Here is a 17,246-nt window from a genome sequence, read left to right as displayed (position 1 = left end):
TAGAGAGTTAAAAATGAAAATATTATATGTTACGACCATATCCAATACTGTAAATACTTTTTTAATACCACATATACAACTTTTAGTGGAACAAGGGCATCAGGTTGATATGGCCTTTAATATTGTGCAAGAGGTTAATCCTGAACTAATTAAAATGGGATGCAAAATACACAATATAGAATTCCAACGCTCTCCCTTGGATAGAAAAAATTATTTAGCATATAAAAATTTGAAAAAGCTTATAAAAAACGAGGGATATGATTTAATTCATACACACACACCTGTTGCTTCAGCATGTGTGAGGCTTGCATGTAAGAAAATGCAGGGTGTAAAAGTAATATACACTGCACATGGATTTCATTTTTTCAAAGGTGCTCCACTTATAAATTGGTTGGTATATTATCCTATCGAAAAATGTTTAGCAAAGTATACTGATATACTTATTACTATAAATAAAGAAGACTATAATAGAGCCAAAAATTCTTTTAAAGCGGATAGAGTGGTGTATATTCCTGGAGTAGGGCTTGATACCCAAAGGTTTGATACGATACTTGTAGATAAATCATTGAAACGTAAGGAGCTGGGATTGCCAGAAGATGCTGTCATTATTCTATCGGTTGGTGAACTTAATAAAAATAAAAATCATGAAACTGTTATTAGAGCGCTAGCAAAGTTAAATAATCCAGCTATTTATTATGTAATATGTGGACAGGGACCTTTAGAAGATAATTTAAGAAGCTTGTCTAAAGAATTAGGATTAGAGAATCGTGTGAAGCTATTAGGGTATCGTAAAGATATAATTGAAATCTGTAAGGCAGCAGAGATCTTTGTATTTCCTTCATTTAGGGAAGGATTATCTGTGGCTTTGATGGAAGCGATGGCATGTGGTTTACCGGTTATTTGTTCAGATATCAGAGGGAATAGAGATTTAATGGAAAATAGTGAAAGTGGCCAGTTAGTAAAACCAAATGATTTTGAAGAGTTTGCTAAGAGTATTAATAAGGTTCTAATGTGTAATGGGAATAGGATTGACGTGAATAATAAAGAGGCTATTAAAGCTTTTGATATTAGGAACATTGTACAAAGAATGCAGGAAATATATTCACAAGTTCAGTTAGATAAGACATCAAATGAAATTTTAACTAAAGACAAAGATTATAGAGAGGGGGAAGTTTAATGCCAAAGATATCGGTAATAATGGGTGTTTACAATGGAGCTAATAAAATAAAAACTGCAATTAAATCAATACTTGAGCAAACATTTACTGATTTTGAATTAATTATATGTGACGACGGCTCAACTGATAATAGCATTGAAATAATTGAAAAATGGGTTGCTAAAGATAATAGAATTAAATTTATACGCAATCCAAAGAATTCAGGGCTTGCCCCAACGCTTAATAACTGTTTAAAGATAGCTAAAGGAGAATATATAGCTAGAATGGATGATGATGATATTTCACATCTAAACAGATTTGAAAAACAAGTGGATTTTTTAGATTCCCATTTAGAGTATGCAATAGTAGGCACGAGCCGAAATATGTATGATGATAATGGTGTTTGGGGGAAAAGTATAGAAGAGGGTGAAAGAACACCTCTTGATATTTATCTTGGAAAAACTTTCGCCCATCCATCAGTAATGATGCGGAAACAAGCCGTGGTTGATGTTGGGGGATATACAACAGGTCCCGAAACTGAAAGGACGGAAGATTTTGATTTATGGTGTAAATTATATGAAAAAGGTTATAAAGGATTTAACCTTGGGGATATATTATTTGATTATTATGAATCAAGAGGTTCATATGGTAAACGAAAATATAAATATCGATTTTGTGAATATAGGCTTAAAAAGAAATGGCGTAGAAAGCTGGATATTCCTGTGAAATATTCTATATATGCGTATAGACCCCTTCTTGTAGGATTAATACCTACAAAAATGCTCATGAAGCATCATGAAAAAATTTTTCAGAAATAAATTAATCGAATAAAAAGCTAAGATTACATCGTTCCTATTCTTGATGAGGTCATAAATAATGGTTGTGATTAGCTGGAAATAACAGGAGTGTAGGTGGAAATTGGAAATGAAAAAAGTGATGTTTGTAATTGGGGTTCTTAGTAATGGTGGGGCAGAAAGAGTAATATCCATTTTAGCAAAAGAGATGATTAGAAAAGGGTATGAAGTTAGTATTGTTACAGTTTTTGGTGATAATAACAATTATGTAACTGACAAAAGGATTACGCTATATCCAATAAATCAGAAATACAAAAATAAAATGCTAAGGGTCATGGGGATATTGCGTAGGACTCGTCAATTAATTAAACAGCAGAATCCAGATTTAATTATTTCTTTTGATACAACAATTAATATATATACTATTGTATCACGTACTTTTTTACCAAATAAATTGATAGTATCGGAGAGAAATGATCCCTACCAATATCCTGGAAGTAAAGGGATAAGAAAAGTAAGAGATTTTTTATATAGGTTTTGTGATGGATTTGTTTTTCAAACAGAGGATGCAAAGAAATATTTTTCATCTCGGATACAAGAAAAAGGAGTTGTAATTCCAAATCCTATCATATCTGATTTACCCTATTGGAATGAGAATAGTTCAGAAAAGACAATCATCACAGCTAGTAGGTTAAATAGACAAAAAAATCTCCCAATGCTAATAAATGCTTATTCAAGGATAAAGGATAGTTTTCCAGAATATAAACTTAAAATATTTGGTGTAGGAGAATTGCGAGAGGAATTATTAAATCAAATAGAGCATTTGGGATTAAGTGATAAGGTTACAATACCGGGATTTTCTAATGATATTCATACTGAGATGGCGAATTCAGATTTATTTGTTATTCCCTCCGATTATGAAGGGATTTCAAATTCTATGCTTGAAGCATTGGCTATAGGGGTACCAGTAATTTCAACTGATTCACCTATAGGTGGAGCAAAGATGTTTATTAAGAATGAAGAGAATGGGATACTTATAAAAGTCAGAGATACTGATGGATTAGTTCAAGCAATGAATCAGATTTTATCTGATAAAAAATTCGCGAAAAATCTATCATATGAAGCACGCAAAATAAGAAAAGATTTACAATCAGAGAAAATCGCAAAAATTTGGGTAGAGTTTGCCCAAAAAATTTATAGAGGTAATCATGAGTGGTAATCGATATATTCAAAAGGTGGAAATAAAAAGGCGAAATATGGAAATTGGGAGCATTACTATTTTATTAGCGGTGTTCGGATACCTATTATACCTAATGACGTTGTCATTAGGTAACACTGTTGCAAGTTATAATGAAATAATTTTCGCGCTTAGCTGGTTGGGAATTTTCTTGGTGGTATATGTTATTACAACGTGGTATAAATTATCAGGAACTATATTCTCTCCGTATACGATATTCATGTTATTTTTCTTTCTATTTAACTTTGGGCAGTGTTTTATGTGGGCATTTGGTATCCATAACCCATCTGAAATTGGAAAAGTACCTATGTTTAATGGGTTTGGAACACCAAGTGGTGAGGATATTGTTCATGCTCAAGGATTAACGCTAGCATGTATTTTAATGTTTCATAGCGGTGCAGTTTTATGTTATAAGAACAGAGCTAAGAAAAGTGTCAAAGCGATGGAAGATAACCCTACTATTTTTAAGGATTATAATAAAAGAACTTTGAATTCAATATTTTACGTTTGCTTAATAGTGAGCTTAGTAGTTATTCCTCTTGAATTATACAATAGCTATTCAGAACTTCGGTTAGCAAGTATTTATGGATATAATTCTTTATATTATTCAGATTTAGCTAGCACTGATGCGACGTTTATAGGTTTGTTGCAAAGAATGTTCTTCCCATGTTTAGTGGGGCTATTAATAGGTAGTAAGTACAATAGAAAGGTTCAAGTAGTTGTTTATATAATTTTTTCTATCTATATGTTTTTAAACTTGCTTGCTGGAGATAGGGGATCGTGGGTGTATAAAATCATAATTTTAGCTTGGCTTAGTCATGCATGCTATAAACCGATAAAGTTTAAGAAGTTTGTGAAATATATGGTTGTTGGTATTGTTTTTTTATATTTCATTACAGCCATAGTATCTGTAAGAGATACGGGTTTATCTAGTGCTACTATTGCGCAGGCATTTGAATCCATCTCTTTTGAGGAATCACCTATTATAGGGGCTATTTTTGAAATGGGTGGTTCAATGAAACCTGCTATTGTATTACAAAAGTATGGGTGGGATGTATGGCCCTATGGTAATACTTATTTGCTTGCCATACTTGGGATGGTCACAAATAAGGTTATATATCTTTTAGATATTCCGTTTGCTTTACCAAGTGCATGGTTTTCCCAGGGGTATTTAGGGTTATCTTGGGGAGCTGGTTTCTCTATTGTTGCTGAAGCTTTACTAAATGCAGGACCATTTTTTGCACCTCTAATATTAATTATTGTGGGTTATTTAGTTACATCGATGATATATATAGATAAAACAATGATTTATATGGAAAGGCCACTTAAATTCTTTTTTGTTGCATCAACTTTGCATTTTTTTATTCCAATGACAAGAAATGAATTACATGTCCAATTAAAAGATTGGTTTTATGGTTTGCTTGTTCTATGTATTCTTATATTAATAGTGAGAAACCTGCCATTTAGATCGAGTAATAATAGTGTTAATATTAGGAAATAAATGTGTTGCAGATTATCAACGTTTAATCTGAATTGAACTGCACTCCAATTGTTAGACATAGTGCAACAATTGGAGTGCAGCTTTTTGGGTTAAAGATCAATATAAGGATGTACTCGTAAAAAATAAAAGTTAAGAATCAAAAGATAGGTTGAAATTGAAGTGTTACAAGCTAAATCAGTGAGACCTCGTATAGAAACGTGTACTTAGAAAAGGTGAATACTGTAGTACGAAAAAAGGGAACATTACCAAGCAGGAAAAAGCCCATGTAATCTATGAACTAAGGTTCAAAATCCCCAATATAAAACCATTGTTACTTACTTTATATTCCTAAAAGTAGAATTTATGTATAAGTGAATTTTTAATTATTTTGGAATTTAAGTTGTTGTTCGACAAAAGTATATTTAGTCTTAAGTTATGTTTAGTATTAGAAACACATTGAATCATCTGATTTTTAGCACTCATTTAGGATGATATGAATGATTGTTTATTTTAGAATAGAAAGGGAAATTATTATCTTATGCTAGGAAGCAGTTTTAATAAAAAGGTTGGCATTTATTTTATTGGTATGTTGTCCTCAAAAGTATTATCGGTATTATTAATCCCAATATATGCATTTTACGTTTCGGCAGATGTTTTAGGGTATTACGATTATACACTTACAATCATGAGTATTCTAATCCCGTGTATATATATTGCAATTTGGGAGGCAGTCTTAAGGTTTATATTATCGGAAAAAGATGAAATTGAAAAAAAGACAGCAATTGCAACATCAGCGATTTTTAGTTTGTTTATGACATGCATCCTTATAATAGGGATAGTTATATATGGGAATCTATTTATGGATGAAACAAGGGTTATGTTATCAATAGCTATAATGTTTGCAAGCTATGGATTAGCAAATATATGGCAATATTTCGCAAGAGCTTTCGAGGAAAATAGAGTTTATGTATACGCGGGTATAATTGGTACAATAATTAATTTTATTTTAGTAGTGCTATTGGTGTGCATTTTTAAGTTAGGAATTCAAGGGCTTTTCATTTCTTATATTTTTGGACAAGCTTCAATTTTGATTTTCATTGAAAGTAAAATAAATGTTTGGCAGTATATTAAAATGAAATACTTTAAGATTGATATGCTTAAAAGGATGTTGATGTTTTCAGCCCCTTTAGTACTCAATTTAACTTCAATATGGTTAATGTCTGCATTTGGAAGATTTATTATTACAAAAAAGATAAGTATGGATGCAAATGGGCTCTTCTCATTTGCAAGTAAATTTTCTTTAATTGTAACTATGATAGGGTCAGTTGTGACTATGGCGATTATTGAAGAGGCTATTACTTCAGCAAAAACAAAGGGATTTAATTCTAATTTCACTAGAACGATAGAAAGTATTTTTAAGATATTTCAATCAATAATTTTAATTGCGGTTCCCTTAATAGTAATTTTTTATAATATTATTCATAAGACGGATTACTATACTTCAATGCAGTATGCACCTTGGTTATTGCTATATGCGGTTGCTACAACTATGTCATCCAATTTGGGTTCGGTTTTCCAGGCCATAAATAAGACAAAGTATCAATTTACAACGACTGTAATGGGTGCTTTGGTTACTGTAGCTTTATCTTACGGGTTAATTTCCATAATTGGGATTTACGCAGTTATTATTGGTCAAATCATGGGTGGTATAGTCATGATGTTGATGCGTTATAGATTGATTAATAAATATATAGATTTTAAAATGAAATGGATGCCAATTGTAGGAATGACGGCTTTGTTTTTGGGAATTACTGTGGTATGTTTGAACTCGAATTTAGTTATTAATATAATTATTTTGTTATTGATAATGGTATTTTTAGGTTATCAAAACTGGAATTATGTGAAGCAAGGATATCGACTCATCAGGAATCGATTTTGATTATAGAAATAAAAAGAAGGGGAAGGTGTAACCATGTATAAAATAGCAGTGGCTGGAACAGGTTATGTTGGCCTAGTAGCAGGTGTATGTTTTGCAGAAGTTGGGCATCAAGTAACTTGCGTGGATATCGATGAAAAAAAAGTAGATTTAATGAAATCCGGCGTTTCACCAATTTATGAAGCTGATTTAGAGAATTTAATGCAGAAAAATTATGCTGGAGGAAGAATTAATTATACAACGGATTACAAGTTAGCATACAAAGATGCAGATGCTATTTTTATTGGAGTTGGGACTCCAGAACAAGCTGATGGTTCTGCAAACCTTTCATATATTGCAACCGTGGCAAAACAAATCGCTGAAAGTGTAGAAAGAGATTGTCTTGTTGTTGTAAAATCAACTGTTCCAATTGGAACAAATGATAAAGTGGAGCAGTTTATTCAAGACTTTTTAGTTAATAATGTGAAAGTTGAAGTGGCATCAAACCCAGAATTTTTAGCTCAAGGTTCCGCTGTTCATGATACGTTATATGCAGAAAGAATTGTTATCGGTACAGAAAGTAAATGGGCAGAAGAAGTATTAACGAATCTTTATAAGCCATTTCATTTACCTATCGTTTCAGTAAACAGACGTTCAGCTGAAATGATTAAATATGCATCTAATGATTTCCTAGCTCTTAAAATTTCTTACATGAATGATATTGCAAATCTTTGTGAATTGGTCGGAGCAGATATTCAAGATGTTGCAAAAGGTATGAGTTTTGATGAGCGTATTGGAAGTAAGTTTTTAAATGCAGGTATTGGATTTGGAGGTTCATGCTTCCCTAAAGATACGAAAGCATTAGAATATTTAGCAAGACAAAATGGTTACGAGTTAAGAACAGTAAAGGCTGCAATTGATGTGAATAAAGATCAAAAGACTTTATTATACAAAAAGGCGAGTCAGCGGTTAATTACTTTTAACGGTCTTAAAGTAGCGGTGTTGGGTTTAACATTTAAACCTGGTACAGATGATTTAAGAGAAGCTGCATCCCTTGAAAATATTCCTCTATTATTAGAGCAAGGTGCAGACATTTATGCTTTTGATCCAGTCGGTGCAAATAATTTTGCAAAAGTATATCCTGAGGGAAGAAATAAGAATGGAAATATCACATATGTTACAGACATTGAACAGGCGTTAGAAGGGGCAAATGTTTGCTTTATCTTCACCGAGTGGGGAGAAGTGAAAGCATTAACTCCAGAGATTTATAAAAAGTTAATGAGAACACCACTAATTTATGATGGAAGAAATATTTATGATGTTCAAGCAATGCAAGAAGTGGGCATAGAATATCATTCCATTGGCAGAAAATCAACAAATAGAGATCGTATGAAGGAGTTGAATAACATTGAACTACAAGCCTCTAGATAATAGTAAAACATATCTTATTACTGGAGCAGCTGGTTTTGTAGGATACTTTTTATCTGAAAAATTACTAGCTCAAGGTTGCAAAGTAATAGGTATTGATAATATGAATGACTATTATGATGTAAATCTTAAATATGCTCGTTTAGAACAATTAAAGCCCTATGAAAAATTTACTTTTATTAAAGGTGATATTTCTGATAAGGATATGCTTACTAAGCTCTTTGAAGAGTATAAGCCTAATATTGTAGTGAATTTGGCTGCGCAAGCTGGTGTGAGATATTCAATTGAAAATCCAGATGTATACATTCAAAGTAATATCATTGGTTTTTATAATATTCTTGAAGCATGTAGACATTTCCCTGTTGATCATCTTGTATACGCATCATCAAGTTCTGTTTATGGAGCTAATAAAAAGGTACCATTTGAGGAAACAGATTTTGTAGACAACCCAGTCTCGCTTTATGCTTCTACTAAGAAATCAAATGAGTTAATGGCTCATACATATAGTCACTTGTACCAAATCCCTGCAACTGGACTTCGTTTCTTTACAGTGTATGGTCCTATGGGGCGTCCGGATATGGCTTATTTTGGCTTTACTAATAAATATTTTGCTGGTGATTCGATTAAAATATTTAATAATGGTGATTTTGAAAACGATCTGTATCGTGATTTTACTTATATAGATGATATCGTTGAAGGAATTCAACGACTTTTAAGTAATCCACCTCAAGATGATGTTAAGCATAAAGTATTCAATATTGGAAATAATAACCCTGAAAAACTAATGGTGTTTATCGAAACGTTAGAGAAGACACTAGGTAAAGCGCTAGGGAGAGAAGTTGCATTTGAAAAGGTATTTGAGCCTATCAAACCAGGAGATGTACCAGCTACTTATGCATCTACAGATTTATTACAGAAGGCTGTAGATTTTAAACCTGAGACATCTATAGAAAAAGGTTTACAAGAGTTCGCTAATTGGTATGTAGAGTATTATAAAATGAAATAATCTGGTTATAGTCTAGCATCCTTAGTATAATAGACTAAAGTGTTATTTTTATTATCTGGATATTTATTCAGAGTGATGGAAAGAAGAGGTCTATAATAATGAAAAAGAAAATCCTACTTTGGATATTAGGAATCATAGGAGTATTAGTTATAGGTGGAGGAGTTTACGCTTATAATGTATATTCTAAAGTCTCAAATACATTAAATGAAGTTCATAAACCTTTAGAGCGTGATAAAAATAATAAACAAGAAGCAAAAATTAATAAATCTGAACCAGTTTCAATTCTATTACTAGGTGCCGATGAGCGCGGTGAAGACAAAGGACGTTCAGATTCCTTAATGGTCATTACATTAAATCCTAAAAATAATTCAATGAAAACAGTAAGTATCCCACGTGATACTTATACTGAAATTGTTGGAAAAGGTAAAAGTGATAAAATCAACCATGCTTATGCATTTGGCGGTGTAGATATGTCTGTAGCGACAGTGGAAAAATTCTTAAATATTCCTATTAATTATTATATTGAAGTGAATATGGAAGGATTTAAAGATATTGTTGATGCAGTAGGCGGTGTAGATGTTAACAATGATTTGGAATTTTCACTTGATGGACATCATTTCCAGAAGGGGAATGTTCATCTAACAGGTGACCAGGCCCTAGCATTCACACGTATGCGTAAAGAAGACCCACGCGGTGACTTCGGACGTCAAATGCGTCAGCGCCAAGTGATGCAAGCTGTTATTAAGAAAGGCGCAACTTTCTCTTCTTTAACAAGTTATGGTGATGTATTAACAGCAATCCAAAAGAACGTGAAAACAAACTTAACGCAAGATCAAATGTTTGATATGCAAAAGAATTATAAAGATTGTCTGCAGAATAGTGAAGATATCCAAATCTCAGGTGACGGTCACATAGCAGCTGATGGTATTTGGTACTACTACGTTCCAGATGCTGCAAAACAAGATTTAACGAATAAGTTAAGAGCACATCTTGAAGTGACTAAGTAATATGTAATAACCCAACTCCTTTGGAAGGAGTTGGGTTTATTTTTGCTTGGATTTATATTAGTATTATATATTGTGAGATTAATAGATGAGGTGAATCGATGAATAAGAAAGCAGTACTTGTCCTTGTTATTTTTGTATTGTTTGTTGCTTCGGTTGTGAGTGGTAAACTGTACTGGAATAAGAAGATTGCGAATGCAACAGGACAAACACAAACGAGTGAAGTAACGAAAACAAAGGCTGAAGTGAAAGATAGCGGAGCAAAGAAAGAAGAGAAAAAACAAGATGCGAAGTCATCTTTTAATGAGGCATACGCGAAGAACTTGCCAGATGCAGTGAAAGAGAAGTTAAAGAAAGCTGCTGAGGATAAAAAGCCAGTGAATCTTGTTATTGTTGGTGATGAAGGTTCTTCATCTGAAAAAGGTGCTTGGGCAGCTAAGTTAACGTCTAATTTAGAAACTGCTTACGGTAAAGGTTTATGGAATGTGACTGTAAAGGAATATAAGGGTGAAAGTACAGAAGAGTTAATTGCGAATAAGCGTGATAAAGAGATTGCGAAAGAGAATCCAGATGTAATTTTATTTGAGCCACCATTTATTACTGATAACGGTAAAACTGGTAATGGGAACTCTGTTGTGAGTACACAGAAGTTTGTTCAAGCACTTTCTACTAGTGCAAAGGGTGCTACGATTATGATTCAACCATCAAATCCAGTGTATGGTGCGAAAAATTATCCGAAAGCGATTGAAGCGTTAAAACAATTTGCGGCGCAAAATAATTATACATATATTGATCATTGGGGAGCATGGCCTGATGCAACAACAAAGGCAATTTTACCATACTTACAAGAAGAGTTTGGTTTCCCGAGTGCGAAAGGATATGACGTTTGGGCGAAATATGTAACTGATTATTTCGTTGCTAAGTAAAAAGGAAGTTTCAAGAGGTAATCATTTCTGTTGTGATTGCCTCTTTTTTGTTAATAAGCTATAACAATGGAGGTATACTCATGACCATACTTGTAACAGGTGGAGCAGGATATATTGGTAGTCATACATGTGTAGAATTACTAAATAGCAGTTACGAAATTATAGTAGTGGATAATCTTTCGAATAGCTCAGTAGAATCTATAAATCGAGTGAAAGAAATAACAGGAAAACAATTTAAGTTTTATAAAGAAGATGTTTTAAATCGCGAAGCGCTTGAAGTAATTTTTGAAGAAAATGCAATTGACGCAGTTATTCACTTTGCAGGATTTAAAGCTGTAGGGGAGTCAGTAGCGATTCCATTAACATATTATCATAACAACATTACAAGCACGTTAGTGCTATGTGAAGTAATGCAGAAACATAATGTAAAGAAGATAATCTTTAGTTCATCTGCAACGGTATATGGTATCCCGGAAACGTCACCGATTACGGAGGAGTTTCCATTAAGTGCAACAAATCCATATGGTCAAACGAAATTAATGATTGAGCAAATTATGCGTGATGTAGCATTTGCAGATACAGAATGGAGTATCGCGTTACTTCGCTATTTCAATCCATTTGGTGCACACGAAAGTGGGCGTATCGGAGAAGATCCAAACGGAATTCCAAATAACTTAATGCCGTATGTAACGCAAGTAGCAATAGGTAAGTTAAAAGAATTAAGTGTATTCGGAAATGACTATCCAACGAAAGATGGAACGGGGGTCCGTGATTACATTCATGTTGTAGACTTAGCAAGTGGTCACGTCAAGGCGCTTGAGAAAGTACTGAGTACAACAGGAGTAGATGCTTATAATTTAGGCACAGGTACGGGTTATAGTGTACTAGAGATGGTTGAAGCATTTGAAAAAGTTTCGGGCAAGAAAGTCCCTTATAAGATCACAGAGCGTCGCCCAGGTGATGTGGCAGTATGTTTTGCTGATGCATCGAAAGCAAAGCGTGAATTAGGCTGGGAGGCAACACGTGGATTAGAAGAAATGTGTGCAGATTCTTGGAAATGGCAATCAAATAATAAAAATGGCTATATGGATAATGAAACGTAAAAAATTTTGAGCTAAATGCTTATGGTTTAATCTATTAGAGTTAATGATTCTTAATTTACAAGGCTAGATATATAGAAAGTAGGGGCAAAATGAAATCAATCTTAATCTGCGGCGGAGCAGGCTATATCGGCTCTCACGCTGTGAAAAAATTAGTAGACGAAGGTTTATCGGTAGTAGTGGTAGATAACTTACAAACCGGTCATGAAGATGCAATTACGAAAGGTGCGAAGTTTTATAATGGTGACCTTCGTGATAAATCATTTTTAAGAGATGTTTTTAAAAAAGAAAATATTGAGGCGGTTATGCACTTTGCAGCTGATTCTTTAGTTGGAGTTAGTATGGAAAAGCCCCTTCAATATTATAATAACAATGTGTATGGTGCACTTTGTTTATTAGAGGTAATGGATGAGTTTAAGGTAGATAAGTTCATTTTCTCTTCTACTGCGGCAACGTATGGTGAGGTAGATGTGGATCTTATTACTGAGGAAACGATGACAAATCCTACGAATACGTATGGAGAGACGAAGTTAGCAATCGAGAAGATGCTTCATTGGTATAGCCAAGCTTCTAATTTACGTTATAAGATTTTCAGATACTTTAACGTGGCTGGTGCAACTCCAGGTGGTATTATTGGAGAGGATCATCGCCCAGAGACACATTTAATTCCTCTTGTGTTGCAAGTGGCTTTAGGTCAACGCGAGAAGATTATGATGTTTGGTGATGATTATAATACACCAGACGGTACTTGTATCCGTGATTATATTCATGTTGAAGATTTAGTAGCGGCTCATTTCTTAGGGCTTAAAGACTTGCAGAACGGCGGAGAGAGTGATTTCTATAACTTAGGAAATGGTAATGGTTTCAGTGTAAAAGAAATCGTTGATGCAGTTCGCGAAGTTACAAATCATGAAATTCCTGCTGAGGTAGCACCGCGCCGTGCGGGCGATCCAGCACGTTTAGTTGCTTCTTCTAAGAAAGCGAAAGAGAAGTTAGGATGGGATCCTAAGTATGTAAATGTGAAAACAATTATTGAGCATGCTTGGAATTGGCATCAAAAGCAACCGAATGGATATGCTAAATAAATATAATAAGTGAAAGAGAGGGTATCGTCGACAAAATATGTTCGACAATACCCTCTCTTTTTTTATAGGATTTTTGCTATACTAAACTGTACTATAATACATGATGGAAGGAGGAGAATAATGAAAATACTTGTGGTTGATGATGAATCAAGTATTCGTAATTTGATTCGGATGCAGTTGGAGATGGAAGGTTATGAAGTATTAGCAGCGGCTGATGGGAGAGAAGCTTTAGAGCGATGGAATGAAGGGCCGGATGTATTGATTTTGGATGTTATGCTTCCGGATACGGATGGGTATGAGTTGCTTCGTTTGTTCCGTGAGAGGGATAGGGATATTCCGGTGCTTATGTTAACGGCAAAGAGTCAGATGAATGATAAGTTGCTTGGCTTGCAGCTTGGTGCTGATGATTATGTGACGAAGCCGTTTAATTATGCGGAGCTTATTCTTCGGGTTAAGAATATGGCGCGGCGTGTAAAGAAGACGGAGACCGCTGTAAGTCATGAAGTAATTGAGGCTGGAGAGATAGTGATTTGTCCTAAGGAAAGAAAGGTACATGTGAGTGGACGAGAGATTCAGTTAACGTACCGAGAGTTTAATTTATGTCAGTTGTTTGTTTCAAATCCGCAGCGTGTGTTTATGAGGGATGAGTTGCTTGAGAAAGTATGGGGGTTTGAGTATATCGGAAATACGAGAGCAGTTGATATTATGGTGCAGAGACTTCGAAAGAAGCTTGGGACGAGCGGAGAATATATTAAGACAATTTATGGCGTTGGCTATAAACTGGATTGTTAAGTGGTGATGGTATGTCTTTAAAGCGAAATATGGTGTTCGGAATAGTTGGGCTGTTAATTCCGATTTTTGTTCTTTTATATGCAGTTGTTTATATTACGTTAGAAAAGAATATGTATCATAACGCAGCAGATTCTTTAGAAAAGTTAAGTGTAGAAGCACAAATTTATACGATGAATTATTTAGAGAAGGAAGCAGAAGTGGATACGCTTGGTCCGAATTCACTTTTAATTGCGTCGTATTTAGCGAAGCGTATGGATGTCCGTGTGCAGATGATTGGGAAGAATGGCGATGTTGTTGCAGATACACAAAAAGGAGCATTGCTTCACCGTAACATCGACATTGAGAGTTCCTTGAAGGGAAAGAAGTCTTATGTTTTTGAGGAGGCGGATCCAGCTCCTATTCTTTTGTTTTCAAGCCCAGTATATTATGGAAACGATGTCATTGGAAGTATTCGTTTTATAAATGAGTTAACGGGTGAGAAGGAAGTTTTAACAAATGTGAGCTGGACATTCTTAATGGCGTCCCTTTGCCTAGTAGCTACCGGTATTTTCTTTGCGATTCGTTTGGCGAAGTCTCTTCATAAACCAATTGATCAATTGAGACAAATGGCACAGCGGCTCGCGAATGGTGATTATAAGAGTAAGATTGAGTTAAATGAGTACGTGGAAATCACTCAGCTTTCAGCATCTTTTAACGCGATGGCCGATGGAATTGAGCTGCATATTAAGCAATTGCAGGAGGAGAAAGAGAAACAGAAAGATTTCCTAGACCGCATTACGCATGAGCTAAAAACACCGCTAACGGCAATTATCGGTTATGTTGATTTAATTCCGAAGTTACAATCGAAAGAAGATGTACAGGAAAGTCTTCGTTATGTATCTGTGGAAAGTGAGCGTTTATTATCACTTGTAGAGGAACTGCTTAAGTCTTCGAAATATGGGAAGAGTACGTTTGAAGTGTCTCCTACAGTTGTGAATATAAAGGAATTGGCAGAAGAAGCAGTTTCAATTGTGAAACCTCGTCTAAATCAGTTTGAAATTGAAGTGATAAATGAGTTAACGGATGTACATGTTGTTGCGGATTTTGATAAGACGAAGCAAATTTTCTTAAATGTGCTTGATAATGCAATTAAGTATAGTGATGCTTCGCACATTCGTATGAATGTAATTGTAAATGAGCATGAGGCGAAGGTTTTTGTTCATGATGATGGGATCGGTATAGATGAAATGGTGCTTGCAGAGTGGAATGAGTCTCCGAAAGGAAAAGCACTTCCGTCTAGTTACGGGAATGGTTATGGTTTGTATATTTGTCAGGAGATTATGAGTAAGCAGGGCGGAAGCATGCGGATTGAGAGTAGTGAAGAAATAGGTACTACAATATTCATTACATTTTTGCTTCCGAGAAGGATGGAAGACATAAAAAACTTGAAAGCGGTTAAATGATACATTTATGAAACAATTATGCGGTATTTTCGAAACAACGTTTTTTTATCTTGGAGGTAGGCAGAAATGAAAAGGCTATCATTTCAAATTCTTATGTTTGTCATTTGTATGATTGTTTCTCTTGTTTTGTTTTATGTAATGGAGAAGCAAATATATAATCGAATTAACATTGTAAATGATAAACAAGCCGTTTTACAAAGGGTGAATGAATCTCTTCCAATTGAAGTGAAAGTAAGACATGAAAAGTGGGGAGAAATCGTTGTAACGGATGAAGTTCGTTTGCATACGATTGTTTCATTCTTTGACCGAATTCGAATAGAGCCAGGGGACGTTAAGAGCCAAGAACAAGTATTTACTGGAGAAGTAACGTACTTGAATGGACATAAGCGTACTTTTGCAGTAGGTGACTTGTTCCAGTATGGGGAAAATGTATACGGAAAGAATGGCATGGATCCGATGATTTCAGCACTTCAAACGTATTTATTAAGCCTGTATTACACACCAGAGCGTATTAGTGATTTCTTTGCTTCAGCAAAAGACGTCGTAGTACGTGAAGGCGATGTGGTACGTACTATCAATCTTACGCACATACTTGATTCTATTCGGTACGCAAAGCAAATTACAGATTACGGAGAAATACAGAAGTTATTACAATCGCAGAATGAACCGATTGCTTATATTACAGCTTATAAAACAGGTAAGCGTGTAAAGAATGATCGTGAAGATATTCTTACGATTTCTGTGTATCCATCGTACTTTGTTGTGCAATATCTCGGTGATAATAACGGGAATGTCATGTATATGAAAGGCTCTCTAGCAGAGTTATTCGTAAAGGAGAATGCGTCATGAGAAAGATAGCCTTTTTCTTCTTTTTGCTAGTAATTGGAGGAGCGATGTCTAGTTGCTCTCGAGATACAACCTCTATTAAATATAGTAAAAATGGTCTCCCTATTTTGGATGATCGTCATATTGTTGCGTATGTAGCGGCTCGTGAGGAAGTTGGTGAAGCGTTACTTTCATCATTTTGTAAGCCGCGCGGATGTACGTATGAATTTATTCGTCTTTCAACAGAAGAGCTTCTTCGTAGAGTGGAAGAAGAAGCTGGAAATCCGAAGGCGGATATTATTATTGGCGGTACAGTAGATGCGCATCAAATGATGAAGCAAAAAAATCTTTCTATTCCTGTGATAAGCCAACATGCAAATCGTATTTCAAAAACTGTTAAAGATAAAGATGGTTATTGGTACGGTTATGAAGTGGAGAAGCTGGCAATTGCGATTAATAAAGAGCGGTGGAACGAGGAAATAGCACCGCTCGGTCTCTCGTATCCGTTAAGATGGAAAGATTTATTGAATCCAGTATATAAAGGAAAGATTGTCATGCCCGATCCAAATGTTTCAGGTACAGCATATACGTTTTTTCAATCACTTATTGATACGTTAGGTGAAGAGGAAGCGAAGGAATATGTGAAGAATCTGGCGGAACAAGTTGGAGAAGTAACAGTGAATGGTTACATCCCAGCAGAACTTGTTGCGAGTGGTGAATATATGATAGGCATCAACTTTATGGGAGATCAGAGAATGCTTCAAAAACAAGGCTTTCCGATTTTAAGTAACGAACCTGAGCAAACAGGGTTATCCGTTAATGCGATTTCTAAACTAAAACGTGCACCGAGTGGTATTATTGCGGATTTATTTATTGATTATTGTTTATCAGAAGAAGCGGGTCACATTTTAGAAAAAGTGTCGTTTGGCGTACCAACGATGTTTGCGAAGAATGAGAAAGAAATAGAAGGACAGCCGGTTAGAAGGACGAACCAAAATATATCAAATAGCGGAATAATCGAGATATGGAATAGACAGCGTCTCTCTCTGAAGTGAG

At 34.8% G+C, this 17,246-nt stretch carries 15 protein-coding genes; all 15 read left to right on the top strand.

What is annotated here, in order from left to right; translation table 11 throughout:
- The first annotated feature begins 13 nt into the window (after positions 1 to 13).
- The 15 genes from DN400_RS05315 (at position 14) to DN400_RS05245 (ending at position 17,245) form a co-directional block, all read left to right on the top strand.
- Entirely contained in the window at positions 14 to 1,177 is a 1,164-nt protein-coding gene (locus DN400_RS05315; protein WP_097891793.1) for a glycosyltransferase family 4 protein, read from the top strand.
- A complete protein-coding gene (locus DN400_RS05310; protein WP_079246199.1) occupies positions 1,177 to 1,974 on the top strand; it encodes a glycosyltransferase family 2 protein in 798 nt (265 codons plus the stop codon). The genes DN400_RS05315 and DN400_RS05310 overlap by 1 nt, the downstream gene beginning before the upstream one ends.
- A 106-nt stretch (positions 1,975 to 2,080) precedes the next feature.
- Positions 2,081 to 3,169: a glycosyltransferase gene (locus tag DN400_RS05305; RefSeq protein ID WP_000757395.1), complete on the top strand. Its 1,089-nt coding sequence runs from the start codon at positions 2,081 to 2,083 to the stop codon at positions 3,167 to 3,169.
- Positions 3,159 to 4,688, top strand: coding sequence for an O-antigen polysaccharide polymerase Wzy (gene wzy / locus DN400_RS05300; RefSeq protein ID WP_079246198.1), 1,530 nt, complete (start codon positions 3,159 to 3,161; stop codon positions 4,686 to 4,688). The genes DN400_RS05305 and wzy overlap by 11 nt, the downstream gene beginning before the upstream one ends.
- Before the next feature lie 517 nt (positions 4,689 to 5,205).
- Positions 5,206 to 6,606, top strand: a complete 1,401-nt coding sequence (locus DN400_RS05295) for a lipopolysaccharide biosynthesis protein (RefSeq protein ID WP_000901585.1) — start codon at positions 5,206 to 5,208, stop codon at positions 6,604 to 6,606.
- A 33-nt stretch (positions 6,607 to 6,639) separates the two neighbouring features.
- The gene (locus tag DN400_RS05290) at positions 6,640 to 8,013 is read left to right on the top strand and encodes a UDP-glucose dehydrogenase family protein (protein WP_079246196.1); all 1,374 of its coding nucleotides are present in this window, start codon (positions 6,640 to 6,642) and stop codon (positions 8,011 to 8,013) included.
- Complete coding sequence (locus DN400_RS05285; RefSeq protein ID WP_098205668.1) at positions 7,991 to 9,016, top strand: GDP-mannose 4,6-dehydratase; 1,026 nt, start codon at positions 7,991 to 7,993, stop codon at positions 9,014 to 9,016. The genes DN400_RS05290 and DN400_RS05285 overlap by 23 nt, the downstream gene beginning before the upstream one ends.
- A gap of 98 nt (positions 9,017 to 9,114) precedes the next feature.
- The gene (gene tagU, locus DN400_RS05280) at positions 9,115 to 10,023 is read left to right on the top strand and encodes a polyisoprenyl-teichoic acid--peptidoglycan teichoic acid transferase TagU (protein WP_079246194.1); all 909 of its coding nucleotides are present in this window, start codon (positions 9,115 to 9,117) and stop codon (positions 10,021 to 10,023) included.
- A 98-nt stretch (positions 10,024 to 10,121) separates the two neighbouring features.
- Positions 10,122 to 10,946, top strand: coding sequence for an SGNH/GDSL hydrolase family protein (locus DN400_RS05275; RefSeq protein WP_097891796.1), 825 nt, complete (start codon positions 10,122 to 10,124; stop codon positions 10,944 to 10,946).
- 80 nt (positions 10,947 to 11,026) lie between these two features.
- Positions 11,027 to 12,049, top strand: a complete 1,023-nt coding sequence (galE, locus tag DN400_RS05270) for a UDP-glucose 4-epimerase GalE (RefSeq protein WP_147801568.1) — start codon at positions 11,027 to 11,029, stop codon at positions 12,047 to 12,049.
- Positions 12,050 to 12,138: 89 nt separating this feature from the next.
- A complete protein-coding gene (gene galE, locus DN400_RS05265; protein WP_097891549.1) occupies positions 12,139 to 13,131 on the top strand; it encodes a UDP-glucose 4-epimerase GalE in 993 nt (330 codons plus the stop codon).
- 120 nt (positions 13,132 to 13,251) lie between these two features.
- Entirely contained in the window at positions 13,252 to 13,923 is a 672-nt protein-coding gene (locus DN400_RS05260; protein ID WP_097891552.1) for a response regulator transcription factor, read from the top strand.
- An 11-nt stretch (positions 13,924 to 13,934) separates the two neighbouring features.
- Positions 13,935 to 15,365 (top strand): HAMP domain-containing sensor histidine kinase, encoded by a 1,431-nt coding sequence (locus DN400_RS05255; protein ID WP_147801567.1) that lies wholly within the window; start codon positions 13,935 to 13,937, stop codon positions 15,363 to 15,365.
- Positions 15,366 to 15,431: 66 nt separating this feature from the next.
- Positions 15,432 to 16,214, top strand: a complete 783-nt coding sequence (locus DN400_RS05250) for a DUF3919 family protein (RefSeq protein WP_071713994.1) — start codon at positions 15,432 to 15,434, stop codon at positions 16,212 to 16,214.
- A complete protein-coding gene (locus tag DN400_RS05245; protein ID WP_001225641.1) occupies positions 16,211 to 17,245 on the top strand; it encodes an ABC transporter substrate-binding protein in 1,035 nt (344 codons plus the stop codon). The genes DN400_RS05250 and DN400_RS05245 overlap by 4 nt, the downstream gene beginning before the upstream one ends.
- Position 17,246 lies beyond the last annotated feature (1 nt).

The organism is Bacillus sp. AR8-1, from assembly GCF_008042345.1.
In the GTDB taxonomy this organism is placed as follows: domain Bacteria; phylum Bacillota; class Bacilli; order Bacillales; family Bacillaceae_G; genus Bacillus_A; species Bacillus_A cereus.
Note: the sequence above shows the minus strand (reverse complement) of the source record. Positions and strands in the feature narration are given on the sequence as shown.